The sequence below is a fragment of the Rufibacter latericius genome (assembly GCF_003721515.1).
Lineage (GTDB): Bacteria > Bacteroidota > Bacteroidia > Cytophagales > Hymenobacteraceae > Nibribacter > Nibribacter latericius.
Window position 1 is genome coordinate 176,227 of the sequence record NZ_RJJD01000002.1, and the last position, 26,862, is coordinate 203,088.

The following is a 26,862-nucleotide window of genomic DNA, read 5'->3' on the forward strand; positions in this document are numbered from 1 at the left end:
CACGGCCGCGAGGCCCCGCCTTTCGCCCTAGCCCTGTGATTTATCCTCGTCCACTTCGCTGTCTCTCAGGGACGGTCAAACTCTAGGCGCTCAGGCGAAAGGCTTGGATTTGTGCGTTGGGGTAGGTCTTTGTGCATGGTACGGCGAAGGAGTCGTGCGGCAGTGAATCTTACACGATCCACTGCCGCGGGGCTCCGGCTCTTGGCCAGAGGTATTGCTGGGAATTTGGATTGGTCTAAAGAAGAGGATCAGAAATGCGTTGAGAAAAAGCAGCGTTAAGTAGATGCTTTTCGATAGTATGCAAACAACTATGCTTCAAGTTTGCAACTTGGAGCTTCACATGCCGAAAGTCAGCAACTTGCGTGTTTACCAAACTGCACAGAACTAAGAATCAACGTAAGTTACAAACTTCCGGTAAAGGCCACAATTTATAAACTTGCGGCATGATCTGTTGAGACAAGTTGTTCGGTAAGCTTTTAGGCAGTCTTGTTTTTAAAATAATCTATAAACCTATAAAACCCAACCAAAGCATCAAACTTCCCCCACGCATTGCCATTTCTAGTCTTTCCCGAGCGCCTCGCTTTTGGCCCTGGAAAGGCAAAACTAAGCGCATGGTACACTTCAGGCCGAAAGGGCAGTGCGCGAGGGGAAGACGAGGCCTCGCGGCCGCGAGCGTTTACCGTTAACGATGAAACAACACAGCACTTGCACCCATGCAAAAAGCAGATAGGCCAAGGGAACATCTTAAGCAAGCGCCTGCCAAGCGAACTACCATCAGCACACCCAAATCTCACAAGCATACACGCTCATGCATGAAGCCTCTATAAACCAGATACTAAAGCGCAGCACAGAACCATCTTGAATTTTACTAGAAAAAAACTATTCAAGCATTATTAAACTATTCAAGCATTATTATAAAGTTAGTTACTTTTCTATATTAGGAAGCTGCTATTTTTTTGCGTACCTTTGCACCACAATACACGCCGAGACTTCGTTGGTCTCAATTTTTGGCAATAAGGCACTTCTCAAGCAAACCTCTGTGCGAATTCTCGCAACGAAATCTTGATAAATGACGAATACCCTAGGGCAGGTGTATTGTCTTTAATCACACTATCAAAAATTAATGGAAAGAATTAAATTCCAGGAGCTTCCGTTGTCGGAAGAAATCCAGCGCGCTATCGTGGACTTAGGCTACGAAGAGGCTTCCCCTATTCAGACCGCCGCTATTCCGATTTTGCTGGAAGGCCGCGACGTAATCGGACAAGCCCAAACCGGTACCGGCAAGACTGCCGCCTTCGCGATCCCTACTATTGAAGGTATTGACCCCAACAACCGCGAGGTGCAGGCGTTGATCCTTTGCCCAACCCGTGAGTTGGCCATTCAGGTATCAGAAGAGATTCAAAAACTAGTTAAATATAAAAGAGGCATCAGCGTAGTGCCTATCTATGGTGGTCAGCCCTATGAGCGCCAGTTACGCGCCCTCAGACAAGGGGTACAGATCGTGATCGGGACACCTGGCCGCGTAATGGACCATATTGAAAGAGGAACCCTTAATCTGGAAACCACCAAAACCATCATCCTGGATGAGGCCGACGAAATGTTGGACATGGGTTTCAGAGAAGACATTGAGTTTGTTCTGACCAAAATGCCTGCAGAGCGCCAGACGGTATTCTTCTCGGCTACCATGAGCAAACCCATCATGGACCTGACGCGCAAGTACCAAACCAATCCTGAGATTGTGAAGGTAACGCAGCAGCAGCTGACCGTGACCAACATTGAGCAGGTTTACTTTGAAGTACGCAGCGGTGGCAAGATGGAAGTAACCACTCGCCTCATTGACATGTACAATTTCAAGGTGGTCATCATTTTCTGTAACACCAAACGCATGGTGGACGAGTTGGTGAGCAACCTACAGGCCCGCGGCTATTTCGCCGATGGTTTGCACGGTGACCTGAACCAAAACCAGCGTTCCAATGTGATGGGCAAGTTTAAAGCCGGTACCCTGGAGATTCTGGTGGCTACTGACGTGGCAGCCCGTGGTATTGACGTAGACAACGTAGAGGCGGTAATCAACTATGACCTTCCGCAGGACGATGAAAGCTACGTACACCGTATCGGTCGTACAGGCCGGGCCGGTAAATCTGGAAAGGCTTTCTCTTTCGTGGCCGGACGTGACCTGTACAAACTGCGTGACATTGAGCGCTTCACCAAAGCGAAAATCATCCGTCAGAACGTACCAACCTATGAAGACGTAGCCGAAGTTCGTACCACCTTGGTATTGGATCAGGTGAAAGAGGTAATTCAGAAAGGTGGATTAGCCAAGCACATTCTCAAGATTGAGCGTCTGGTGGACCAGGATTTCACTACCATGGACATTGCCGCGGCTTTGCTTAAAATGGTAATGAAAGACACCAAAGCCAAAGAGAAAAGCGCCGAGGCTGGTGAAGCCAAAGGTGGCCCGAAAGAAGGTTTCGACCGTCTTTTCGTGACTTTAGGCAAAAAAGACCGTCTGCACCCTAAAGATCTGGTTGATATCTTAACCAATAGCACCAGCATCCCAGGAAACAAAGTGGGCGACATTGACTTGTATGACCGCTTCAGCTTTATTGAAGTGCCCACAGAGTACACTGCTGAAATCCTGAAGGAACTTGCTGTAACGGAAATCAACGGCATGACCGTGAAATTCCAAAAAGCCGAGAAGAAAAACATGGACCCAGCCGAAGGTGGCCGTGAACTGCAGGAGTTGGAAGATCGTCCTAGAAAGAAATTCTACGATGGACCTTTCAACAACAACCGTGGTGGCGGAGACCGTGACAGAGGCGGCGACCGGGGTGGCAGCAGAGGCGGCTATGGCGGAGACCGTGGCGGTGACAGAGGTGGCCGTTCTTACGGCGGTGGCGACAGAGACCGTGGCGGTGACCGCGGTGGCAGAAGCTTCGGCGGCGGCGATCGTGGAGGCAGAAGCTTCGGCGGAGGAGACCGTGACCGTGGAAATAGCGGCGGCGGTTTCCGGGAAAGAAAAAGAAGAGATTTCTAAAAATATTTTTCAAGGACTGTAACCCTAGCTACAAACCTCCCGTTTAAATGAGGGACAGAGCTTAAAAGTTAATAAAGGGTTTAGTATCTGTTTTAAAAAAATCGCGGTCCAGAAGAGACCGCGATTTTTTTTTGTGCCTACCTCCAGGGATTAGGGCCTATTTTTAGGAAAATGGCCGTGAACTAAAATGGAGTTTGTTTCTAAAGATGAGGTAAAATTTAAGTCGATGATCTAATACGCCGGTCAGGTGGATTGTTGTAGGAAAACTTCAAGGTGATAAACCCTATTATGGGGCCTTCCAATGCAGGTGGAGAAGGTAGGTCCGTTCCTGTTGGTGTCCTTCAGGTAAAAGCCGTTTGATGTGGAGGACCCGTTGGAGACAAGGCGTGCCTTGTCTCTACATTATTACTATAAAATTAGGTGAAGCAAGGGCAGGTGGTGTACACCATTTATATCCTAAAAGAAGGACCTCTGCTTTGTAGAAGTTTTTGAAGGAAACATTAGTTTTACAAGCAGGAAGAATTGCAAAAACGGAATCAAGCCTTCTCAGCCATAGCTTTTCCTGCCAAATACCCACCTGTCCAGGCGGCCTGGAAGTTGAACCCTCCAGTGATTCCGTCAATGTCAATTACTTCTCCCGCAAAGAATAGACCGGGCACAATTCTACTTTCCATCCGTTCCAAGTGAAGTTCTTCTAATTTGATGCCGCCACAGGTCACGAATTCTTCTTTGAACGTAGTTTTTCCTTTGACTTCGAATGGAGTCCTAATGAGCAGTTCAATGAGCTTGTTCTGAGCTTTTCCGGCCAATTCAGACCATTTCACGGCTTCAGGCACCTCGGCCAGTTCGCAGAGCCTTTGCCATAAACGGCCCGGAAGCTGAAAGAGGGCGTTGGTGAGAACAGTTTTCCGGGGAGAGGTCTGGCGTTGCTGTATGATCTGCTGACGAACCTGCTCTTCAGATACGTCTGGCACCCAGTTCACCAAAGCAGTGCCGGTATACTCCAAGCCATTCATCAGACGGGCACCCCAAGCCGAAAACCGTAGTACGGCAGGCCCGCTCAATCCCCAATGGGTAATCAGCAGGGGACCTTCGGTTTCAAGCTTTTGACCGGTGAGCTTTACTTTTGCTTTGGGCACCGAAACGCCTTGCAAGTCCTTAAAAGGCGAGGAAGGAACGTTCAAGGTAAACAAAGAAGGAACGGGCAGTTCAATGGAGTGCCCAAGTTTCTTAAGCCAGGCGTAGTTCTCGGGCTTCGGGTTTCCTCCAGTAGCTATAAGTACCTTAGCCGCATGCAATTGCTCTCCATTGCTGAGGTGCAGTTGAAAATGCTCCTTTGGTGATGCGTGACCCTTATAGCTGATTTCATTGACACCCAAACCTGTCTTTACATCAACTCCAGCTTTCCGGGCAGCTTGTAGCAAACAATCTACAATGGTTTCAGAGGAGTTTGATTGCGGAAACATCCGTCCATCAGCCTCGGTTTTCAGGGGAACGCCGCGTTTTTCAAACCAGGCAACGGTGTCATCGGCTCCAAAGAAAGGCAATAGTTTTTTTAGGGCTTTCTGCCCTCTTGGGTAGTGCTGGGAAAAAGCAGATGGTTGAAAACAGGCATGGGTCACGTTGCAGCGCCCTCCGCCGGATACCCGTACTTTGGAAAGCAATTTCGTTGTCTTCTCCAGTAAAATAACCCGTAACCCGGGATTGGTTTCAGCACAGGTAATGGCCCCGAAGAAACCCGCTGCGCCTCCTCCAATAATGATTACTGTCTCTTGCATCTGATTTCTGCTTTCTTTTACAAAATTAAGCAAAAAAAGGAGCAACCGGCCCATGTGTCCTATGAAGAATCCTAGAAGTCTGGGGAGGAAAGACAAAGCAGTGGATCAGGGAACCGGAAAGTGTACCTCAATTCTCGTTGAAGGAGGTCACTGTTGATTTTTTTGAATTGAAGTTCTTGCTGAAGGGCGAAAGAAGGCGGAGTCATTTCCAATTGCAAGGCCGCTTTCGTGTAAAAGTCTTCCCTGGAAGGATGCTCTGGGGCACAGGCGTTAAACGTCATTCCCCATTTCTCCTGTCGAATTATTTCTGTCATTATCCCCACGCAATCTGCCAGATGGATCATGTTAACGGGAGCCTTGGGTTGGGGCACATTTGTCTTACCGGCCAGAAACCTTCCTGGGTGTCGGGTTCCGCCCATCAACCCGCCAAACCGTACGATGGTGGCTTTCTCCCGGGCTTGCTGCACCAGAACCTCAGACCGTAACATCAGGGAGGAAGCCTCTGCTGCGGAAGTCGCATCAACTTCGTACACTTCTCGGTTCAGGTCGGGGTAAACCGAGGTAGAGGATACGAATAAGATGGCCTTCATTGAAGCTGGGGCGGCTGAAAGTACCAATTGAAGTAATTGTTCATAAGTACCAGCTTCGTTGCTTGATCTGGAGGGCGGAAGGTTGAACACCAGCACATCTGCGTCTAAGAAATCTGCCAGTTGAGCTTTAGAACTGTTTTCCGGAAAAGACAGTAAAAACGGCTCTATCCCAGCTTGCTGTAGAAGATTGAGTTTCGCGGAGGTAGTGGTAGAGCCTTTCACCCGGTAGCCAAGTTTCACAAGTTCCTGGGCCAGCGGCAATCCCAGCCAGCCACACCCCAGCACACTGATTGTTTTCTGATGCATACCGCAAAGAACGTGTGAATAAGCCAGCACCGCAACAAAACAGGGCAGATTCGGTTCATGCTGTACATATGGAAACACAACAGGTACAGGTGGCGGTAATTGGTTCGGGGTTTGGTGGGTTGACTGCGGCGGCTCTACTCGCCAAGGCTGGTTTGCAGGTGGCCGTACTGGAGCAAAACAATTACCCAGGTGGCTGCGCCTCTTCATACAAACGGAAAGGCTACTGGTTTGAAACCGGTGCTACCACGGTGGTGGGCCTTGACGAACATATGCCTTTGTGGTACCTGCAAGATCAATTGGAACAACCTTTGCCAGTAATAAAGCTTGAGACTCCCATGCAGGTGCGGCTTCCTGATGGCACACTCATCACGCGCTATCCCCATTTAGAGGAATGGATTCAGGAAGCAGAGCGGGTGTTTGGGGTACAGGGGCAGCGCGGTTTTTGGGAAACCTGTTATGGCATCAGCCAAAAGGTGTGGCGGACCTCTTTGCGGCAACTAAGCTTTCCGTTTAGCTCCTTGTCAGATTTGGGTAAAGCCCTAAAGGCAGTTCGGTGGGAACAGGTGGTGCTGGTGCCCCTGGCCTTTCAGAACATGAGAGACCTTTTAAAGCGCTTCGGATTATTAGATAATGAGGCTTTTGTGTCCTTTATAGACCAGCAGCTTCTGATCACGGCCCAGAATCTCCACCCCGAAGTAAATGTGCTCTTCGGGGCTACCGCTTTGTGTTACACTTTGTATGGCAATTATTACGTGCCGGGTGGTTTACGCCAACTAAATGAACGGGTAGTGCAATCCTTAGAGCAGCGAGGCGGGCAGATGCTGTACCGGCGGGAAGTCAAACAGATTACGCCTCAACCTACCGGTGGCTATAGGATAGATACAGACAAAGGTCCTGTTGTGGCGAAACTGGTTATCTGTAACCTTCCTTTGAATAATATTTCCTCTCTCTTCAACAGCGAAAAAGTCAGGCAGAAACTGAAAAGGTATTTGCTCCCTGCGGAAGAAGTAAACGGAGCCGTTACCTGGGGGATTGTTTTTGAGCGAAACGCCAAAACGCCTCAGGTCCTGCACCATCAACTACATGTTCCCGGTGGGGTTCCTTACCTCAATAGCCAGAGTATTTTTGTGAGTTTAAGCCACACACAGGATTTTCAACGGGCCCCTGAAGGCATATGCGTGGCTTCGGTGAGTACGCACGTGCATCATCCGGCTGAAAATTGGGTGAATCAGAAGAAAGAGCTGGAGACTTGGGTGGTGCAGTTTCTGGTTCAGCAAGGATTCCTGGAAGAACAAGCCGTCAGGTTTGTGCAGGCCGCTACGCCGGGCGCCTGGATTGAATGGACCGGACGGGAGTGGGGACAGGTAGGCGGATACCCGCAGTACCAGCGCATCAAACCCTGGCAAATGAAAGATGCCCGTTTGGATGGAGAAAAAGCCTACGTCTGCGGAGATACGGTGTACCCGGGACAAGGATTACCCGGAGTTTGCCTCAGCGGAATTATCGCCGCGCATAAACTATTGCGCGACCACTTTCCAAGGTTGGTAGATTGTTTACACCAGTGATTCCTGTTCTTCGGGGGAAGGGGTAAAGTTGTCGTCTTGTTCCAGAACCTGGCAGGAAGGAACGGTGAAATGAAAGCGGGTCCCAATGCCTACTTCGCTTTCCACCCAGATGTCGCCGCCGTTCTTTTCAATGAATTCCTTGCAGAGCATCAGCCCCAGTCCGTTGCCTTTTTCGTTGGCTGTGCCTTTCTCCTTGAAGTTATTGGCCCCAAACAGCTTCAACTGGTTTTCAGGACTTATGCCCACGCCGCAGTCTTTTACGGTGACCACCAACTGGTTTTCGTCCAGAGGCTCGGCCATGATCTCAACCACGGCACCTTCGTGACAAAACTTAATGGAATTGGAGATCAGGTTCCGAAATACCAGTTTAAGGGTTTCTTCATCAACCAAGGCCCAAAGCTCCTCAGAAACATTGTTCTGTAAAGAGATTCCTTTTTTCTGGGCCTGCGGCTGAAGCAACCTGAAATTCTGTTCCACCAATTCCCGTAGTTGCAAAGGCTCTGGCTCCAGGCTCACACCCTTCATCTGTATTTTAGCCCAAACCAAAAGGTTGTCCAGCAAGCTAATAGTATTCTGTTGTTGGGTATCCAGTTCCTTGACAAATCGGTCAAGTTTTTCCTGCGGAAGTTTCCCCATGGCTAACAACTGCAGCAAAGATTGAAGCGAGATCAACGGGCTACGCAAATCATGGGCGATGATAGAGAAGAGAAGGTCTTTCTGGTGGTTCAGTTTTTCCAGTTCCTCTTTCTGCTGGTGGATGTCCTGGTTTTTCTCCAAGATGACCAGGTTGAAATCTGAAAGCTGCTTGTTCGTGATTTTTGCTCTTCGGCGGCCTTTAAAGAAAACGTAGGCTAAAACCAGTGACATCAGAAGCAACACTCCGGTGGCGTACTGGATCAGTTCTTTCTGGTGCAGTTTTTCTTCCTGCAGTTCCTGTTCTACCCGCAGGCGGTGGTTCTCGGCATCTTTTTTCTCCAGTTCGTATTTTGCGTGCATTTCTGCCTGAGCCTCGCTCTGCAGCCGGTTCTGCAGGCTGTCTTTGTAGGCAGTGTGCAGCATGAGGTAATGGTGAGCTGCCTGGTAATTCTTCTGGGCCAGGTAAATCTCATTCAGCAGCATAGACGCTTCCTTTACCCCTTCGGGCGAGGGTACCTGCCGGGAGATCTCAAGGCTTTTCTTGGCTTGGTTGGCCGCTTTGGCGTATTCTTTCTCTGATAAATGAATCTGCGCCAAGGCCCGATAGATGTAGAGTTTGTTTATCTCGTTACGTATATCCTCACTAATAGCCAGAGAGTTATACAAATGGGCAAAGGCCTTATCTTTTTTACCCAGCAGAAAATAAATATTACCCAAATTCAGGTCGCTCAAGGCCTGGTCGTATTGATCCCCATCTTTGGCATTGATCTCCTTCACTTGTAGATAATAGTCCAGAGCCTTCTGAGGCTGCTTCATCAATTCATAGGTAGCACCCAGGTTGTTGAGCGACGTGCTGATGGTTTTCTTGCGGTTGATGCGCTGCCCAATGTTCAGGGCCTTCTGGAAAAAGGCAAGCGACTTCTCGTAGTTCTCCTGCCCCCGGTGGATGTTGCCCAAGGCATTGTAGCTTGAGGCCATACCAATAGAATCATGCAGTTCCTCTCTTATCCGGAGGGCCTTGTAGGTGTATTCCGAAGCCTGAATTAGGTTGTTGAGCCAGTAGTGCCCAATACTGATGTTGTTGTAGGCTGAGCCCAGCTGCTTTTTATTGTTGATCTTTTGGGCAAGTTCGGCGGCCTTTTGCCCGTACAGCACGGTTTGTTTAGGATCTACCTCACGGTAATATTCACTGATGAGGTTGTAAAGCTCTAGCTTGCGCTGGGGAGAAGTGGCCCGTTCCAGTTCCTTCATTAAAACCACGGGAGACCGACCCAGAAGGGGGAATGCTGCCAGGCTGAACCAGAAAAAAAGAAAGTATAATTTTTTCATAGCAACGCTGATGGCAAATACACTCAGAAATTTTTTCCAGACAGTTTATGTAAACTGTGATTCTTTTGAAATACTTAGTTGTAAGTATTTTGGAGCCGATCCGGGCACAATTTCAGTGCAATTTCTTCTTTTGATAAAGATATTGTTTTTCGGGGTAATTCTAAAACAAGGCAGAACTATTATCTTTCCCGCAAAGAATTAAAACTATGGCAAGATACACCGAACCAATGCTGCGCGACGGGGCGCTGAACGGGAAAACCATCATCATCACCGGAGGCGGAACCGGCCTGGGGAAATCCATGGGAATTTACTTCCTGCAACTGGGTGCCAACCTGGTAATCACCAGCCGAAAGATGGAGGTTCTGGAGAAAACGGCCCAGGAAATGGCAGAGCAAACCGGCGGCCAGGTATTGCCTGTTGCCTGCGACGTTAGAAAGCCCCTGGAAGTGGAAGCCATGCTGAAAGCCACCCTGGAAAAGTTTGGTTCAGTACACGGCTTGTTGAACAATGCCGCGGGAAACTTCATCAGCCCCACCGAAAGATTGTCTCCCAAAGCGTTTGACGTGATCGTGGATATCGTCCTGAAAGGCAGCTACAACTGCACGCTTACCTTAGGAAAACATTGGATTGACCTTCAGCAGCCTGGTACCATTCTGAACATAGTGACCACCTACGCCTGGACGGGTTCAGGGTACGTAGTTCCCTCGGCCACTGCCAAAGCAGGTGTATTGGCCATGACGCGTTCGCTCGCCGCGGAGTGGGCCAAATACGGCATCCGGTCAAACGCTATTGCACCAGGGCCTTTTCCTACAGAAGGAGCCTGGAGCCGCTTGTTCCCCGAGGCACTGGCCAAGAAACTGGATCCCTTGAACCGAATCCCGGTGAAACGCTACGGTGAGCACCAGGAACTTGCCAATCTGGCCGCATACCTTATTTCAGATTACTCTGCCTACGTGAACGGCGAGGTGGTAACCATTGACGGCGGCGAATGGCTGTATGGTGGTGGAGAGTTCAATTATCTTGACCAGGTGCCGCACGAAATGTGGGATACCATTGAACAGATGGTACGAGGCAAGAAAAGAGAAAACAAGGAATAGACTCCGGTACTTTAAATGAGCCGTAGGGAACGGTACTATATAAAACAAAATAGCCCGGATCGTTTCCGGGCTATTTTGTTAAAAAGGGGTTCAAAACAGCATCAATCTGCCTTAACCTTCATTTTGGCTTTCTTCTTTGTCTGCTTCACTTTTACCTCTGCTTTAGCTTTGGGAGCTGAAGCAGAAGGTTTTTGCGGGCCATTGTTCACCAAGGTCATTTCTTTTACCAGGTGACCGGCTCCCGCGAATTTTTCCACGATGAACAGGAAGTAACGGGCATCCATGCTGATGTTACGTACCCGATCAGGGTCATACATGATGTCTGACATGGTGCCTTCCCAGTTCCGGTCAAAGTTGGTCCCGATGAGCTCGCCACGGGCATTGATCACCGGAGATCCTGAATTCCCGCCTGTGGTATGGTTGGAAGCAATGAAAGCCACAGGCATTTGTCCGTTGAGGGCGTAAGGTCCGTAATCCTTTTTCTGGTAAAGCTCTTTCAGTTTGGCGGGCACCTTGTAATCGGCCACAGCTGGGTCTTCCTTCTCCATGATGCCTTCCAGGGTGGTGTAATAGTCATACGTCACGCCATCGGCGGGTTTGTAGGTGTCAACCTGTCCGTAGGAAACCCGCAGGGTGAGATTGGCATCTGGGTAGAACTTGCGGTCTTTCTGCATCTCGCGAAGTCCTTGCAGGTAAGTACGGTTTAGCAAAGTGTTCTGATCGTTGAGGGCAGTGTAGGTAGGGAGTACTTTGGTCTGGTAAACCGAGGCAAACCCATGCAGCAACTGAATGGCAGGGTCAGCAAGCAGCTTGGTTAATTGCTGCGCCGGGGGCAGTTGAAGCAAGCCTTGAACTTTCTCCAGCGAGGTGAGTTGGCTGTTAGCATACACCTGATCGGCGTAGGCGTTCCAGTCCCCTTTGTATTGTTTAGCAACTACCTGTAAAACCGATGGTTGAAAAGCAGCATCTAAATCCTTGCTGTAGAGCTGGAGCAACGCCGAAAACACCTTTTTATCGGTCGCCAGGTTGTAGTTCTTAAAGAAACCGGCCGCCGATTTCTGCAGCTTGTCCACCTGCTCCTGGGCGGTTCCCTTGCCGGTTGCTGCCGGGTCATTTTGCTGAAGGGTGGAAGCCAGGTTCAGGAAGTTTTGGGCATAGTTTAGCAATTCTACCCCTAAAACGGCTTCGTTGAAATAGTCCCGGGCTAAGGTAATTCCTTTGGCCAGGGTGCCGTAGTTCTGCTCAAACTGCGGCAATACCTGGCTGTACGTAGCCTTGCGGCCGGTTTCCTGGGCCACCCATTGGGCGAACTGCTGTTCCAGAGCCTGCTTTTTGGCAATGGCATCCAACTTGCGGAGGCCGCGCATTTCACCAATCCATTTTTTGTGGGCATTGCTCACGCTGGCGTACTTGGCTGCGTACTGAATCCGCACCTTGGGGTCAGCTTTCATGTCCTGGTCCAGGATGCCCAGTTTGACCGTCCTGATCTTTACTTTGGCTGGATCAGAGATCTCCGCGATCTCGCGAACTGCCTGAGAGGGTAGATACTCCGTGGTTCTCCCCGGGAATCCGAATACCATGGTAAAATCACCCTGCTGGATTCCCGCCAGGGAAATAGGAAGGTGGTGCTTGGGAACGTACGGTTTGTTGTTGGGCGAATAAGCGGCGGGTTTGTTGTCAGGGCCGGCGTAGATCCGGAACAGCGAGAAATCACCGGTATGGCGCGGCCACATCCAGTTGTCAGTATCGCCCCCGAATTTCCCGATGCTTTCGGTCGGGGCGCCCACCAGGCGGATGTCTTTGAAGGTCTCGGTCACGTACATGTAGTACTCGTTGCCATAAAAGAACGGGCGAATACTGGCTTCATAGTGCGAATTGGCGGTGGTTTGGGCCTGCACCTTTTTGATGTTGGCTTGTACCCGCTTCTCGCGCTCGGCTTCCGGTAACCCCGCTGGCACATCGCCCAGAATCTGTTTAGTCACGTCTTCCATGCGCACGATGAAGGTGGCGGTAAGTCCGGGATTGGGTTTCTCCTGGTCGCGGGTCATGGCCCAGAATCCGTTGGAAAGCAGATCGTTTTCCACCGAACTATGTGATTGGATCTGGCCGTAGCCGCAATGGTGGTTGGTGAGCAGTAGCCCCTGATTAGAGATTATCTCACCGGTACAACCCGCGCCAAACTGTACAATGGCGTCTTTCAGGCTAGATTTGTTGATGCTGTAAATGTCCTCGGCGGAAAGGCGCATGCCTTTTTTTTGCATGTCGGCTTCGTTGAGCTGCTTCAGCAACATCGGGAGCCACATGCCTTCGTCATATCGGGCCGAAGCAGAGAAAGAGCTCACTGCCAGCAATACCCAAAGACACAGCTGTTTACTGTTTAACATACGTTTGTTTTGGTTTAGAAAAACCAAAAATAGGCATTAAAAGCATCAGGTAGCTTGTCTCTGATCTCCAGGTTACGCTTTTTTAAAAAGGAGAATGAAATAGGAAGGGCTGAAGGAGCAGTTACCTTAAATAAGTCGTCCCGTTTAGGGCTTGTTTTCACAAAAAGCCCTAAACGGGACGACTTACCTGGTGCGAACCTAAGTTCTAAAATTTCCTGATTAGGAATGGCCTACCGCTACGGAGCCTTGTTCCCACACCTGGAACTTCTGGAGTTCCTCCTGGAAGGCAGATATAAACCAAGCCATCAAACTCAGGTCATCGGCGAAGCCAATAATGGGAATGAAGTCTGGTACCAGATCCAATGGAGTAACTACGTACAAAAGAACGGCAATACCCAAAAGCAAAGTCTTGGTTTCTATGTCACGGTATGTGCCGTTATAGTAGGCTTTCACCAACCGCACAAGGCGCAACCCGATTTCCTTTATCTGGCTGAACCCGCTTTCAGAACTGTTTGAATCAGTCAGTTTCTGATATGCAGTGGTCAGTAGCAAGCCAACCTTCACCGGTTTTCCCATGATACCCGATGCTCTGGAGATCATGTATTTAAAGAAGGCATTTTTGGTGATGTCTAATCCTTTATTTGCAAGTGAACTCATCTTTCAAATGGTTTTGGGTGAATACTGCCACTTATACGGACCTTTACTTACAGGGGATATAACGCAACCGTTTTTGGCTCTCTTTATCAAAAGTACAAGGAAAGCTTTCCTATAAATTTTGATCAATATTTTATTTTCATATATTTCATTTAATCTTTTATCCTATTAAAGCTTCAGTTGTTAATCCTTAACATAAAATATTTAATTATAGCCATTTGTATCCATAAAATCAGTAAAGCCAACTATTCCTTATACCAAATGGAAAAAGCTTTGAAGTATATGCTTTTCTTATCCTGTTGTCTTATTTTCTCCCAGGTACAGGCGCAATTCAAGACATGGCCTGTCATTAATCTATTTTACAAAAACCAGTTTGATCATAAGGGATATCACCACGGCCGGTGGATTTTTCAGACTGGTGAAATCAGCGAAAATGAGATGATGAAAACCAAGGGCCGCTACAAACACGGGTACTTGCTGGGGAAATGGAAAACCAGATCCGCAGATAAAAAACTAAGGAAACTTGAAATAGGAAGCCTGGTAGAGGGCAAGAACCTGATCCAAACTACTGAATACCACGCCAACGGACAGATCTTCAAAAAGGGGATTGCTTTGTTAGACAGATCAGGTAAATCTACCCGCTATTACTATACCCAGAAGTGGCAGTATTATAACGAAGACGGAAGCAGAAACAAGACCGTGCTGTATGAAGAAGGCTGGCCCGTTAAAACCACTTTCGCCGATTGGACCGTGGTGATCTCAGAAGCGCCTCCTAAAACAAAATTTTACAAACCTGGAGAAAAACAGAATCCACCAGTAGTTCAATAAGGCAGTTAAATTACATCTTCTTGTTTTTAACCCCTTTTTTCCAAACCAGCTCTAAACCCTATTTACCCTTTCCTGAATTTTATCACCTATCAAAGACCTTCCACAGACCTTGAATGGTCCCACCACATGAAAAAACTTTTACTTCTCGCCCTTTTAAGTTGCTGCTTTTTTCCTGCTCAAGCCCAAAAGATTCTGGTAAAGCCTTACGTGTTAGGATTGGTTGATGATTTTGAAGGCCGCAACTGGGCCAAGGATAATCCGGAGGAAAACACGTTAGTAGACAAATTCCATTCAACTGAGGTGAGCTTAGTCACGTACCTGGACTCCCTGATTAAAGAAGAAAATAAACGCACCTATGACAAAGTGTTAATCACTAATGTGAAATGGGAGAAAAAGGACTGTTATTACTGTCAGGAATTTAGAAGAATTATGTCTAAGCAAATGGTAGCACAAATGCACGAGGCTTATTCCTTTAAATGGAAAGACCTGGAAGACGAGAAGCATTACAAGATCTACACCGGGGTGCTTAAACCTAAATTCCTGGAGAAAGATCAGGAACGGTACTCTTTTCTGGCAGGCGCTTATGTACGGTACGGCTCCAACGAGGAGGATCTGTATTCCTTTAAACTCAGCAGTTCCAAAAGCAAATTCGATGCTATTTTGCGGGAACTGAAAACCCTGAAGTGCACCATCAAGAAAGTGGACGTAAAAGAAGGGGAAACCATTCTCCAGCAGGTTACTTTCATACCGTCCCCAAATTTGAAAGCTTATCTTGATAAACAGGAAAGGCTTCGGTTAGACATTCTTAGAAGAAAAGAGAAGCACTTTAAGGAACGCAATCAGGGACAAAACGGAACTGATTTGTTTTCGGCCGGTCCAGAGCAGGATTAGTCCTGCCTGGTACCGCTAAAGCTCCACCAATTTGCTAATTAAAGCAGGTCTTACGTACTTAGTTCTGTTTTTAAAGCCCTTGTACCATGATTCCAAAACCTAAACCCGGAGAGTACAACGAGTATTTTCAAAAATACATCCAGAACATCTCTGACCAGACCGATGTGTTGGACTATCTGCAAAAGCAACGGCAGGAAGTAACGCAATTGTTCGGACGGGTGAGTGAAGGCGAGGCCCACTTTGCCTATGAACCCGGGAAATGGACGGTAAAACAGTTGTTGGGCCACATGAACGATACCGAGCGTATCATGAGCTATCGGGCACTTTGCATCGCCCGCGGCGAAAAGAACCCTTTACCCGGCTTCGACGAGAACGAATACGTGGCCAATGCCTTCTTCCAGGAAAGAACCCTGAACGACTTACTTGCCGAGCACCAGATTGTGCGGGATGCCACCTTGTCTTTGTTTTCCTCTTTTCCCGAGGTCAGCTTGAGCCGCCTGGGAAATGCGAACGGGAGCCCTGTCTCCGTAGCAGCCCTGGCATTTATCATTGCCGGCCATGAACGCCACCACCTGAACATCCTGAAAGAGCGGTACCTGGTTAAGCTGTAATTTATGGTTGCCTGCCCGTTGTTGATTGCTTAAAGGAAGAATTGACCTTTAATAAAAACCCTTTTAGGCCGTTTTCCAGGAAACAGCCTTAAAAGGGCTTTTTATATAAACTTATCTTAAACCGATCAACAATCACATTGATCAAAGAAGTTGGTTAGCTAAGTTCGCCAGTTCTGAGCGCTCGCCGCGTTGAAGAGTGACGTGGGCGTACAGCGGATGGTTTTTTACTTTGTCTATAAGGTAAGAGAGTCCGTTACTTTGGCTGTCCAGGTAAGGGGTGTCAATCTGGTAGATATCACCGGTGAAGATGATCTTGGTGTTCTCGCCAGCCCGTGAGATAATAGTCTTTATTTCGTGCGGAGTGAGGTTTTGGGCCTCGTCCACGATGAAGATGATGTTGGATAAGCTTCGGCCCCTGATGTAAGCCAGCGGCGTAATCACCAGGCGGTCGTCTTCCACCATTTCCTTGATGCGGTTACTTTCCTTGCTGTGCTCCGGAAACTGGTTCTGGATGAACTTAAGGTTGTCCCAAAGCGGCTCCATGTACGGCCCTATCTTAGAATTTACATCGCCGGGCAGAAAACCCAAATCACGGTTGCTTAACGGAATGATGGGCCGGGCTAGGTAAATCTGCCGGTACGTCTCACGCTGCTCCAGAGCCCCGGCCAGTGCCAGCAAAGTTTTTCCGGTACCCGCCACGCCTTGAATGGAGACCAGTTTGATGTCCGGGTGCAGGATGGCATGTAGGGCAAAAGTCTGTTCCGCATTGCGGGGTTTGATGCCTACCGCATGCGGTTTGTCTACGCGCTCCAACAAACGGTCCTGCGGATTGTAATAGGCTAGGGCAGAAGACTTCGCGCTGCGCAAGATAAAGTAATGGTTGTCTGACGGCGGATTAGGAAGGGCCTCTTCTACGGGACATTCACCTTCTTCGTACAGCTTGGTAATGACAGAGTGCGGGATGTCTTCTACCAGGTCGTTTCCGCGGTAAAGGTTGGTTACGTTCTGGATCTTCCCGGTCTCGTAATCCTCGGCAGACAAGTTCAGGGCTCTTGCTTTCAGACGAAGGTTGATGTCCTTGGTTACCAAAGTAACCCGATGATCAGGCATTTCATTTTGCAGGGCCAGGGCTGCGTTCAGAATCTTGTGGTCAGCTTTGTCTTCGTTGAAGATCTTTTCGGCATCCAGAGCGGCTCCGTTTCCCATCAACACCTTGAATCGTCCTTTGTTGGAGCCTTCCAATGGAATCCAGGTCTGGAGCATGTGCTGCGAAGAAAGGTGGTCTATGTACCGGATGAACTCCCGGGCCTCAAAGTTCTTGATGTCATTGCCCTTTTTGAAGTTGTCCAGCTCTTCCAGCACCGTGATGGGAATGGCAACGTCATGCTCCCCAAAATGCTCTACGGCGCTATGGTCATAGAGAATAACGGAAGTGTCCAGCACAAAGGCTTTTTTCTGTTTCTGGGCCTCAGCGGTTGCCTTGGCTGCTCGTTTACGGGGTTTGGAAATTGTCTGCACACGAAACGGATTTGAGAGTGGAAGAATTGTTAAGCAAAGACGCGCATCAGTGATACCTAAGTTGGCGATTATTTCGTTTCAAAATAGAAATAATCAATTTAAAATTTTAAATCCCCCGGTTTCGCTTTGCCTCCATAATAATCCCCACAACCTATGGAAAAGACACCTACCCTTTCACGAAATACAACTCGGCTTTGTACGGCTTTGGTCCTGGTAGCTGGGTTCTTACTGGTAAGCCAACCCTCTATGGCTTGGCCCTGGTCCTGGAACCGTTATGATGGAAAACAGCTCAAAAACGGAAAATGGCGGGTGTTCCATGATTACGAAGAGAAAGTGGTGCATTACAAGGGACGGTACCGCCACGGGAAAGAGGTGGGTACCTGGAAAACCTTTACCCCAGACGGTAAACTCTACTTCACTGAAAAGATCAAGCGCAGGCAGAGAAGCTACAAAACCGTGTATTACCACCCAAACGGCGAGGTCTCGCACCGGGGAATGGCGTACATGCAAGATGCCGAGAAAGGCGGCGTGCACTTCTTCTGGGAGGGCGACTGGGAGTATTTCGATGAGAACGGCCAGCTCTTGGGCATTAAAACCTTCGTGAAGGGCAATCCCACCACCGATGCTCCTGTTTTGAGCAGCTCTACTAAGAAAATAAAGTAGGGCTGAACTTCTGATTAAATCGGCAACTCTTTAACTTAATCGCTTTGTTCCTTAAATCTGAAAACCGGTGCCAAAGCTGAGAAAAGGATTACCCGTCTTACTAGTGAGTGTCTGCCTTCTGGTTCCTTTTTCCAGCCAGGCCATCATCTGGCCCTGGAAGTGGAATCAGGTTAACAAGCTGGGAAACCGACAGGGAAAATGGAGGGCCTTTTATGAACATAAGCCCGGGCAACTCATGTACTCCGGCCGGTTCAAGGACGGGCAGGAGCGGGGCACCTGGAAAACCTATTCAGAGAAGGGCTACCTGGAACGGGAAGAGAGATACGAACCCAAACATAAGCGCATCAAGACCACCTTTTACCACCCTAACGGCAAAATCTCTCACAAAGGCCTGGCTTTTCTGTTCGAGGAAAATAACGTGCTGATGTACAAATGGCACGGTGACTGGCAATACTATGACTCCACGGGAACCTCGCGCGGCTGGATAACTTTTCAAAGGGGAAAAGCCTTGACTTCCCAACCCGTACTCACCACCAGCTCTTTGCCATCAAAATAAAGTAACTAAAACCGGTTTAAAGGTTTATTTCCCCAAAATGGCTTAAAAACGCGCTATCCATAAAAAGAGAAGGTCAGGCGTATTGCCTGACCTTCTCTTTTTATGGATAGCGGATGAAATTAACGCTCGTTGATGGAAGTGTAGTCGCGCTCGGTAGCACCGGTATACACCTGACGCGGACGACCGATTGGCTCTTTCGCTTCGCGCATTTCTTTCCATTGGGCAATCCAGCCAGGGAGACGGCCCAAAGCAAACATCACCGTGAACATGTCCGTCGGGATTCCGATGGCGCGGTAAATGATTCCAGAATAGAAGTCTACGTTCGGGTACAGTTTGCGCTCAATGAAATAAGGATCAGTCAAGGCCGCTTGCTCCAGTTCCATGGCGATGCTAAGGATAGGGTCATTGATGCCCAGGGCAGTCAACACTTCATCGGCGGTTTTCTTGATGATGGTAGCGCGTGGGTCGAAGTTCTTGTACACGCGGTGCCCGAAGCCCATCAGACGGAACGGATCGTTTTTGTCTTTCGCTTTCTCAATGAATTTCTTGGAATCACCGCCGTCGGCTTTGATGGCTTCCAGCATCTCAATCACGGCCTGGTTGGCACCACCGTGCAGCGGTCCCCACAAAGCACTGATTCCGGCAGAAACAGAGGAGTAAAGGCTGGCATGGGCAGAACCTACCAGACGAACGGTAGAAGTAGAGCAATTCTGCTCATGGTCGGCGTGCAGGATGAGAAGCTTGTTTAGGGCATCTACTACCACCGGGTTGATCTCGTACTCCTCGGTAGGGTACGCGAACATCATGTGCAGGAAGTTAGAGCAGTAGTCTAGTTTGTTTTTAGGGTAGTTCACTGGGTGCCCCATAGAATTCTTGTAAGACCAGGCCGCAATAGTGGAAAGCTTCGCCATCAAACGAATGATGGTAAGGTCAATCTCTTCCTTGGTTTGGTTTGATTTTACAGATTCTGGGTAGAAAGCGGTTAGAGAGCTCACCAAAGCAGAAAGAATGCCCATAGGGTGCGCCGTAGACGGGAAACCGTCCAGGATCTTCCGCATGTCTTCGTTAACCAGCGTATGTACTTTAATCTGATTTGCGAACGTGTCTAACTCTGTCTGGGTAGGCAATGCACCGTAGATCAACAGGTAGGCTACCTCAATGAAGGAAGACTTTTCTGCCAATTGCTCAATAGGATAGCCTCTGTACCGAAGAATTCCTTCCTCGCCATCCAAAAAGGTGATGGCACTCTCGGTGGCCCCTGTGTTTTTGTAGCCAGAGTCTAAGGTAATGTAACCAGTTTGCGCGCGTAAAGCATTAATATCAATGGCTTTTTCGTTCTCAGTACCCGTAATTACCGGCAACTGGTACGATTTGCCTTCAAGAGTTAGTTCAGCAAAATCAGACATATTACTTCTTTAAGTTTGTATTTAGTTAGGTTGTGCGCCTCGCGGCGAAGTTAGCCAAAAGAGCCAAAATATGAAATGTGGTATGCTATACATACTACTTGCCAGAACCAGCTTAGTTGCACTGCGGTTGCATGGCAAGTTGCACAGGCTTTTCTGTTATGCTCAAGGCTTGGAAACGAAGCTTTAAGAATGAGCATGTTAGCACTTATATCTTCAAATTAAATAACCTGGTTGGCAAAGAAGAATAACGTTGTCAATATAGAAACGTCCATCCTCACGCTCCAATAAAATTTATTATTTTTTTCATTTTGAGTTCTTTTATCCTCAACCGGAAGGAACCTGAAAATTCGATGTAAAATTGTTAAACAAACAACAGTTAGGCTGATTTATGTTTAAAATTTGATAATTAAATTTTATTAATGGAAAAAATTATTAATTAATGGCCTGTTTGTTGAAAAATCGATAAAAGTAAAAATTAAATTTTGAGCAAGGTTCAATAATCCTTAAGATTGGTTTATCACATTGTTCAAAACCCATAACAAGAATGGAATTTTTATGGAAGTAGATGAGAAAATAGGCCAGGTGACGGTGGAAGCTTTAGGATCCATTTTCGGGTCTGAATCAGATGTTCCCGTGGAGTACAGACTGCCTGGTGAGGTGCACCAGCGCGAGTACCTTTCCAACGGGTTCATGAAGGCCTGGAACGGCCCGGCCCATGACGTGTATTCTCCGGTTGCCTTTGTACAGCCCGACGGATCGTACCAACGCAAGCTCATCGGGTCTTACCCGGTTTGTACTGAGAAGGAAGCGTTAGAGGCTTTGGAGGCAGCCGTGACCGCCTATGGCAACGGACGGGGCCAGTGGCCCACCATGGGGGTAGACGAACGCATCAAGTGCGTAGAACACTTCACCCAGAAGATGATCGGCCAGAAAGATCTGGTAGTGAAACTCATCATGTGGGAAATTGGCAAATCATGGGCAGATTCGGTGAAGGAGTTTGACCGCACCGTGGAATACATCTACGCTACCATAGACGCTCTCAAGAACCTAGACCGCCAGAGTTCCCGCTTTGAGATTGAGCAGGGCATTGTGGCACAAGTGCGCCGTTCGCCTTTGGGGGTGGTGTTGTGTATGGGCCCTTTTAACTATCCTTTGAACGAGACCTTCACCACGCTTATTCCGGCGCTCATCATGGGTAATACCATTCTCTTCAAGCCGCCTAAACACGGTACCCTTTTGTTTTATCCGCTGCTGGAAGCCTTCAGAGCCTGTTTCCCCGAAGGCGTGGTAAATACCGTTTATGGCCGAGGACATGCCATCGTGCCGGCTCTTATGAAGTCGGGTCATGTAAATGTGCTTACGCTCATCGGGTCTAGCAAGGTGGCCGATGAACTAAAGAAGCTGCACCCTAAAGTAAACCGTTTACGGGCCATTTTAGGATTAGACGCTAAAAACGCCGCCATTATCACCCAGAACGCAGACCTGAAACTAGCCGTGGACGAAACTGTGCTGGGTTCCCTTTCCTTTAACGGGCAACGCTGCACGGCCTTGAAGATTATTTTCGTGCACCGGTCAAAAGTAGATGCGTTTCTGGAGCAACTTACCCAAGCGGTTAGCAAACTGAAGTACGGCATGCCCTGGGAGAAAGGGGTAGCTTTAACGCCGTTGCCAGAGCCACACAAACCTGCCTATTTAAAAGAATGCATTGATGACGCAGTGGCAAACGGAGCGCGGGTGGTGAACCCAGGAGGCGGAACAGCCTTTGAGTCGTTTGTGTACCCAGGCATCCTGTACCCGGTGAATGAAAAAATGAAACTCTACCGCGAAGAGCAGTTCGGGCCGCTTATTCCGGTGGTGGCCTTTGATGACCTGGAGGAACCAATCCAATACATTATAGAGTCTACCCACGGCCAGCAAGTGAGCATCTTCAGCCAGGATGCCGGCGAGGTGGCCTCTCTTATAGATCCGCTGGTGAACCAGGTAAGCCGTGTGAATATCAACTGCCAATGCCAGCGCGGACCCGATGTGTTTCCGTTCACCGGCCGCAAAGACAGCGCCGAAGGAACCCTCTCGGTGGTAGATGCCCTCCGCTCGTTTTCCATCCGGTCACTGGTAGCCGCCAAACTCAACGATAACAACAAACAGCTCCTGAACCAGATTGTGAGCGAAGGCGAATCTAACTTCCTTTCCACCAAGTTCATTTTCTAGGTCTTTTCTGAAAAACAGCCTTTAAGCCGCTCTGGATAAATCTGGGGCGGCTTTTCTTTTTATGTCTTTACCTAAAGGGAAATTTTTTAGGGGTGCGTTTTGCCTTATTTTTTCTTATAACTCTTTGATTATGAATTTCCTTAGTATAAACACCGCTCTAGGTATAAATATCTGAACTTATACATTCTTGAATATTTCCTTTGTAAAGCCTCATACCTAATTTACAATTATGCGTAGACGGTACGCGATGGAAAATATTCAAACACTTGACCTTGAGCTTGACAAGCCTCAAAAACCCATGAACATTATCACTTATCCGGGTAGCCCTTTTCCTTTAGGAGCCACCTGGGACGGAAACGGGGTGAATTTCGCCCTGTATGCCCATAATGCCATTGGAGTGGAACTTTGCCTTTTTGATACCCCGGAGTCTAAGAAAGAATCTGCCCGGTTCAAAATGGAGGAACGGACTTACGAAGTCTGGCATACCTATGTACCCGAACTGAAGCCCGGCCAACTCTACGGATACCGCGTGTATGGCGAATACGAACCGGAACTAGGCCATCGGTTCAACCCTAATAAATTACTGATCGATCCTTACGCCAAGGCTATTGCTGGTACCATTAACTGGCATGAATCCTTGTTCGGCTACAAGTTTGGCCATGAAGACGAGGACCTGAGTTACAGTGACCTAGACAGCGCTCCCTACATCCCGAAATCCGTGGTCATTGATCCCAGCTTTGATTGGGAAGATGATCAGTTGCCCAAGCTGCCCTATCATAAATCCATCATTTATGAAGCGCACGTCAAGGGCTTCACCAAAATGCACCCAGACATTCCCGAAGAAATCAGGGGTTCTTACGCGGCAATAGGGCATCCCATCACTATCCAGTACCTTTTGGATTTGGGCATCACTGCCATTGAATTGCTACCGGTGCACCACTTTATTACCGACTGGCACCTGCAGGAAAAAGGACTCACTAATTATTGGGGCTACAACTCCATAGGGTTCTTCGCGCCAGACGTGCGGTACTCCAGCAGCGGCGTATTGGGTGAGCAGGTGACCGAGTTCAAGAACATGGTGAAAGCCCTACACAAAGCCGGCATTGAAGTCATTCTGGATGTGGTCTACAACCATACCGGCGAAGGGAACGAGAAAGGCCCCACCTTGTCTTTCAAAGGGGTAGACAATGCCTCTTACTACCGGCTGGTAGAAGAAGACAAACGTTATTACATGGATTATACCGGTACGGGTAATACGTTAAATGCCAACCTGCCCAGCGTACTCCGCCTCATCATGGACAGTTTGCGGTATTGGATCACCGAAATGCACGTAGACGGCTTCCGCTTTGACCTGGCCTCAGCGCTGGCGCGTGAACTGCACGGGGTTGACAAACTGAGTTCCTTCTTTGATATCATCCACCAGGACCCCATAATCTCCCAGGCTAAACTAATAGCCGAGCCGTGGGATGTAGGTGAGGGAGGCTACCAGGTTGGGAACTTCCCGCCGGGCTGGACCGAGTGGAACGGGATGTACCGCGATTGTATGCGTGACTTCTGGCGCGGCGAGGAAAGCATGCTGGCCGAGTTCGCCAACCGGTTCACCGGTTCCTCCGACTTATATTATGATGATTACCGCCGGCCAACCGCCAGCATCAATTTCATTACTGCGCACGACGGTTTCACTTTGCATGACCTGGTTTCTTACAACGAGAAACACAACGAGGCGAACGGCGAAGACAGCAAAGACGGAGATGACCACAACCGCTCCTGGAACTGCGGAGTAGAAGGCCCAACCGAGGACCAGTGGGTGGTAGACCTCAGAAACCGTCAAAAGCGAAATTTCCTCACTACCATGTTCTTATCACAGGGCGTACCCATGCTGGTGGCCGGTGACGAAATGAGCCGCACCCAGAACGGGAACAACAACGCTTACTGCCAGGACAACGAAATCTCCTGGGTTAATTGGCCTGTTGCTGATACTAAATTGATGGATTTCACCAAGAGGCTCATCCATTTCCGGAAAAACCACCCGGTCTTCCGCCGCCGCCGGTGGTTTCAGGGACGCCAAATCAAAGGCCACGGGGTAGAGGATATTGCCTGGTTCCTGCCAAACGGAGAAGAAATGGCCTATGAGCATTGGGAACAAGACCATGCTAAATCCTTGGGCGTGTACCTGAACGGCCGCGGAGTACATTCCCGCGGGCCCAAAGGGGAGGTCGTATTAGATGATTCCTTCTACGTGATCTTCAATGCCTACCATGATTCTATCGTTTTCCATGCGCCAAATGCAAAGTATGGGGCAGAATGGACGGTGGTAGTAGATACTTTCCGGGACCAGGTAGAGCCGGAAAACCCCACCACCTACAAAGCAGGCGAGTCCTTTTACGTGGAGGGTCGATCTGTCTTAGTTTTGAAGAACCCTATTTTTAATCATCCGCATGAATAAAATAGATGTCACCAAAAGGTCTTTAGGCGTCACTTTTACCAGTAACGGACTGGCCGAGGTGCTGGTGTGGGCTCCCAAAGCAGAGCAGGTAGAAATAACCCTGAACGAGGGCAACACCATTATTCCCTTACGCCAGGGCGAGTTCGGCTACTGGCATGAAACCACTGACCAACTCTCGCCCGGCGACACTTATAAATACCGCATTGACGAAGAGCAGGAATACCCAGATCCGGCTTCCATCTCTCAGCCCCAAAGCGTGCACGGCCCTTCACAAGCCTTAGATGTGCTGAAGTTCAACTGGACGGATGATTCCTGGAACAACCTGCCTTTGGAGGACTACGTGCTGTATGAATTGCACACCGGCACCTTCACAGAAAATGGCACCTTTGCCGGCCTGGAAGAAAAGCTGGACTACCTCAAAGAACTGGGGGTAAACGCCATAGAGATAATGCCCGTGGCGCAGTTTCCCGGAGACCGGAACTGGGGCTATGACGGTGTATTCCCCTTCGCGGTACAGGATTCTTATGGTGGGCCCAAAGCCTTGCAACACCTGGTCAATACCTGCCACCAAAAAGGCTTAGCGGTGGTTCTGGATGTAGTCTACAACCATTTAGGTCCAGAAGGCAATTACCTGGGTGTGTACGGCCATTACTTCACTGACAAATACAACACGCCTTGGGGACCAGCCCTCAACTTTGACGATGCCTGGTGCGATGGCGTGCGCCGCTACTTCACAGAGAACCTATTGATGTGGTTCCGTGACTTCCACATTGATGCCGTGCGAATGGACGCCGTACACGCCATTAAAGACTTTAGCCCTAATCACATTCTGCGCGAAATGAAGCAGCACGTGAACGAGCTCATGGAGGCCACCGGCCGCAAACACTACATGATTGTGGAACTGGACCTTAATGATACACGCTTCATCAACCCGCTGGAAGAGCAAGGCTTCGGGATGGATGCCCAGTGGGTAGACGAGTTCCACCACGCACTGCGTGTAACCATGACAGGCGAAGACACTGGCTACTACTCAGATTTCAGCGGCATCGCGCACCTGGCCAAAGCCTATGAAGATGCCTATGTCTATGACGGACAGTTCTCCCCCCACCGGAACAAAACCTTCGGCATCAAAGCTGAACACAACCCCGGCCAGCAGTTCATTGTCTTCACCCAGAACCACGACCAGGTAGGTAACCGAATGCTGGGCGAGCGCTTGGGCGAACTGGTTAGTTTTGAAATGCAGAAACTCGCCGCCGCCAGCGTCATATTTAGTCCCTACCTGCCTATGCTGTGGATGGGTGAGGAGTACGCAGAGCCTAACCGCTTCCAGTATTTCGTAAGCCACACAGACCCAGATTTAGCCGAAGCTGTACGCAAAGGCCGCAAAGCCGAGTTCGCCGCTTTCCACGCCCAGGGTGAAGCTCCAGATCCTATGTCCGAGGAAACGTTTAACAACTCCAAACTGCAATGGGACCTGGTACAGCAAGGCCAGCACCAAATTATGTTACGGTACTATCAGACCCTGCTGCGCTTGCGCCGCGAACTACCAGCCTTGAAAAATCTGGATCGCAAAAACGTGGAAGTTTCCTGTGATGAGGCTAAGAAAACGCTTACCCTCCGTCGCTGGCACGGTGATCAACAGATTCTCTGCCTCATGAACTTCAACGTCTCCCCACAACCCATGAGCCTGCCCACCGGAGGCAAAACCTGGAAGGTGGTGCTTGATTCTGCCGCCCCTGAATGGAACGGACCCCAAGCCGCTGAAGCAATTGTCTCTGGAGGTACGGAAGTAACTGTGCAAGCAGAAAGCATAGTGTTGTACCAGGCTTAATTAAAATGGATAAAGCGTTTATGGGCTGTTTTCAAAGAATTAGCCTCTAAACGCTTTATACCTTCCATACTTCAAGTTTAAGCGCAGCGGTAACTTGGAGTAGAAACAATTGCCAGTTTGCAACTGGCGCCAGTTGCAAACTGGCCATAAAGGAAAGCCACAAGTTACCACTACGTTCAATCTTGCGTCATGTAGGGGCATGTTGGGTAGAAATACAGCCAATTTGTAACTGGCGGACCCCAGCTTCTGGGTAAGGTTCACGGCAGTTACAAACTGGAACCGTAGCCAGCCAAAAGTTACCTCTCCCCTCAAATTTGCTAAAGTATATAAAGTGTAGGGGCAATCCCTTGTGGTTGCCCTTAATAGGCTAGTTATAAGCACATTAGCTAGCAAAATCTTGCTGTGGTAAACGTCCTTTGTTACCTACTTCTCAAAGGCTAATCCAGCATCAAAAGCAAAGGATAAACAAAGCCGGAAATTTATATAACATTTTCTAGCCTGTTTTCCGTAAAACCGGCCAAAACTGCC

General features: G+C 48.9%; 18 protein-coding genes. 11 read left to right on the forward strand and 7 right to left on the reverse strand.

Annotated elements, in window-relative coordinates; genetic code table 11:
- The first annotated feature begins 1,123 nt into the window (after positions 1-1,123).
- Positions 1,124-3,037: a DEAD/DEAH box helicase gene (locus tag EFB08_RS04665; protein WP_123125767.1), complete on the forward strand. Its 1,914-nt coding sequence runs from the start codon at positions 1,124-1,126 to the stop codon at positions 3,035-3,037.
- 536 nt (positions 3,038-3,573) lie between these two features.
- On the opposite strand, the gene EFB08_RS04670 is transcribed toward EFB08_RS04665, so the two are convergent.
- Together EFB08_RS04670 and EFB08_RS04675 are read right to left on the reverse strand one after the other, a co-directional pair.
- Positions 3,574-4,815: a BaiN/RdsA family NAD(P)/FAD-dependent oxidoreductase gene (locus EFB08_RS04670; protein ID WP_123125967.1), complete on the reverse strand. Its 1,242-nt coding sequence runs from the start codon at positions 4,813-4,815 to the stop codon at positions 3,574-3,576.
- Between the two features lie 71 nt (positions 4,816-4,886).
- Positions 4,887-5,711, reverse strand: a complete 825-nt coding sequence (locus tag EFB08_RS04675) for an SDR family oxidoreductase (RefSeq protein WP_125077647.1) — start codon at positions 5,709-5,711, stop codon at positions 4,887-4,889.
- A 68-nt stretch (positions 5,712-5,779) separates the two neighbouring features.
- Here EFB08_RS04675 and EFB08_RS04680 point away from each other — a divergent pair, with 68 nt between their 5' ends.
- On the forward strand, positions 5,780-7,276 hold the full coding sequence (locus tag EFB08_RS04680; protein ID WP_123125769.1) for a phytoene desaturase family protein: 1,497 nt from the start codon (positions 5,780-5,782) through the stop codon (positions 7,274-7,276).
- Here EFB08_RS04680 and EFB08_RS04685 read toward each other — a convergent pair.
- Complete coding sequence (locus EFB08_RS04685; protein WP_123125770.1) at positions 7,265-9,241, reverse strand: tetratricopeptide repeat-containing sensor histidine kinase; 1,977 nt, start codon at positions 9,239-9,241, stop codon at positions 7,265-7,267. The genes EFB08_RS04680 and EFB08_RS04685 overlap by 12 nt on opposite strands.
- A gap of 206 nt (positions 9,242-9,447) precedes the next feature.
- On the opposite strand from EFB08_RS04685, the gene EFB08_RS04695 reads away from it, so the two are divergent.
- Positions 9,448-10,338 carry an SDR family oxidoreductase gene (locus tag EFB08_RS04695; protein WP_227006216.1) on the forward strand — a complete coding sequence of 297 codons (891 nt, stop codon included), beginning with the start codon at positions 9,448-9,450 and terminating at the stop codon, positions 10,336-10,338.
- 101 nt (positions 10,339-10,439) lie between these two features.
- On the opposite strand, the gene EFB08_RS04700 is transcribed toward EFB08_RS04695, so the two are convergent.
- Both EFB08_RS04700 and EFB08_RS04705 read right to left on the reverse strand, forming a co-directional pair.
- Positions 10,440-12,722, reverse strand: a complete 2,283-nt coding sequence (locus tag EFB08_RS04700; protein ID WP_123125773.1) for a S46 family peptidase — start codon at positions 12,720-12,722, stop codon at positions 10,440-10,442.
- Between the two features lie 219 nt (positions 12,723-12,941).
- Entirely contained in the window at positions 12,942-13,379 is a 438-nt protein-coding gene (locus tag EFB08_RS04705) for a YkvA family protein (protein ID WP_123125774.1), read from the reverse strand.
- A gap of 435 nt (positions 13,380-13,814) precedes the next feature.
- On the opposite strand from EFB08_RS04705, the gene EFB08_RS04710 reads away from it, so the two are divergent.
- The 3 genes from EFB08_RS04710 (at position 13,815) to EFB08_RS04720 (ending at position 15,706) form a co-directional block, all read left to right on the forward strand.
- Positions 13,815-14,204 (forward strand): toxin-antitoxin system YwqK family antitoxin, encoded by a 390-nt coding sequence (locus tag EFB08_RS04710; protein WP_125077648.1) that lies wholly within the window; start codon positions 13,815-13,817, stop codon positions 14,202-14,204.
- A gap of 126 nt (positions 14,205-14,330) precedes the next feature.
- Positions 14,331-15,095, forward strand: a complete 765-nt coding sequence (locus EFB08_RS04715) for a hypothetical protein (RefSeq protein ID WP_123125776.1) — start codon at positions 14,331-14,333, stop codon at positions 15,093-15,095.
- An 86-nt stretch (positions 15,096-15,181) separates the two neighbouring features.
- Complete coding sequence (locus EFB08_RS04720) at positions 15,182-15,706, forward strand: DinB family protein (protein WP_123125777.1); 525 nt, start codon at positions 15,182-15,184, stop codon at positions 15,704-15,706.
- 141 nt (positions 15,707-15,847) lie between these two features.
- Here EFB08_RS04720 and EFB08_RS04725 read toward each other — a convergent pair whose 3' ends face one another.
- Positions 15,848-17,215, reverse strand: a complete 1,368-nt coding sequence (locus EFB08_RS04725; protein WP_123125968.1) for a PhoH family protein — start codon at positions 17,213-17,215, stop codon at positions 15,848-15,850.
- A 255-nt stretch (positions 17,216-17,470) separates the two neighbouring features.
- Here EFB08_RS04725 and EFB08_RS04730 point away from each other — a divergent pair, with 255 nt between their 5' ends.
- Both EFB08_RS04730 and EFB08_RS04735 read left to right on the forward strand, forming a co-directional pair.
- Positions 17,471-17,887, forward strand: coding sequence for a toxin-antitoxin system YwqK family antitoxin (locus EFB08_RS04730; RefSeq protein ID WP_165864803.1), 417 nt, complete (start codon positions 17,471-17,473; stop codon positions 17,885-17,887).
- Positions 17,888-17,954: 67 nt separating this feature from the next.
- On the forward strand, positions 17,955-18,443 hold the full coding sequence (locus EFB08_RS04735; RefSeq protein ID WP_125077649.1) for a toxin-antitoxin system YwqK family antitoxin: 489 nt from the start codon (positions 17,955-17,957) through the stop codon (positions 18,441-18,443).
- Positions 18,444-18,562: 119 nt separating this feature from the next.
- Here the strand turns inward: EFB08_RS04735 and EFB08_RS04740 are convergent, their stop codons facing one another.
- Entirely contained in the window at positions 18,563-19,849 is a 1,287-nt protein-coding gene (locus tag EFB08_RS04740; RefSeq protein WP_123125780.1) for a citrate synthase, read from the reverse strand.
- A 555-nt stretch (positions 19,850-20,404) separates the two neighbouring features.
- Between EFB08_RS04740 and EFB08_RS04745 the strand changes: the two genes are divergently transcribed.
- The 3 genes from EFB08_RS04745 to treZ all read left to right on the forward strand — a co-directional run bounded on the left by EFB08_RS04745 (position 20,405) and on the right by treZ (position 26,334).
- Entirely contained in the window at positions 20,405-22,057 is a 1,653-nt protein-coding gene (locus EFB08_RS04745) for an NADP-dependent glyceraldehyde-3-phosphate dehydrogenase (protein ID WP_123125781.1), read from the forward strand.
- 298 nt (positions 22,058-22,355) lie between these two features.
- Positions 22,356-24,503 (forward strand): glycogen debranching protein GlgX, encoded by a 2,148-nt coding sequence (gene glgX, locus EFB08_RS04750; RefSeq protein WP_123125782.1) that lies wholly within the window; start codon positions 22,356-22,358, stop codon positions 24,501-24,503.
- Positions 24,496-26,334: a malto-oligosyltrehalose trehalohydrolase gene (treZ, locus tag EFB08_RS04755; RefSeq protein WP_123125783.1), complete on the forward strand. Its 1,839-nt coding sequence runs from the start codon at positions 24,496-24,498 to the stop codon at positions 26,332-26,334. Before glgX ends, treZ begins: the two co-directional genes overlap by 8 nt.
- Positions 26,335-26,862 lie beyond the last annotated feature (528 nt).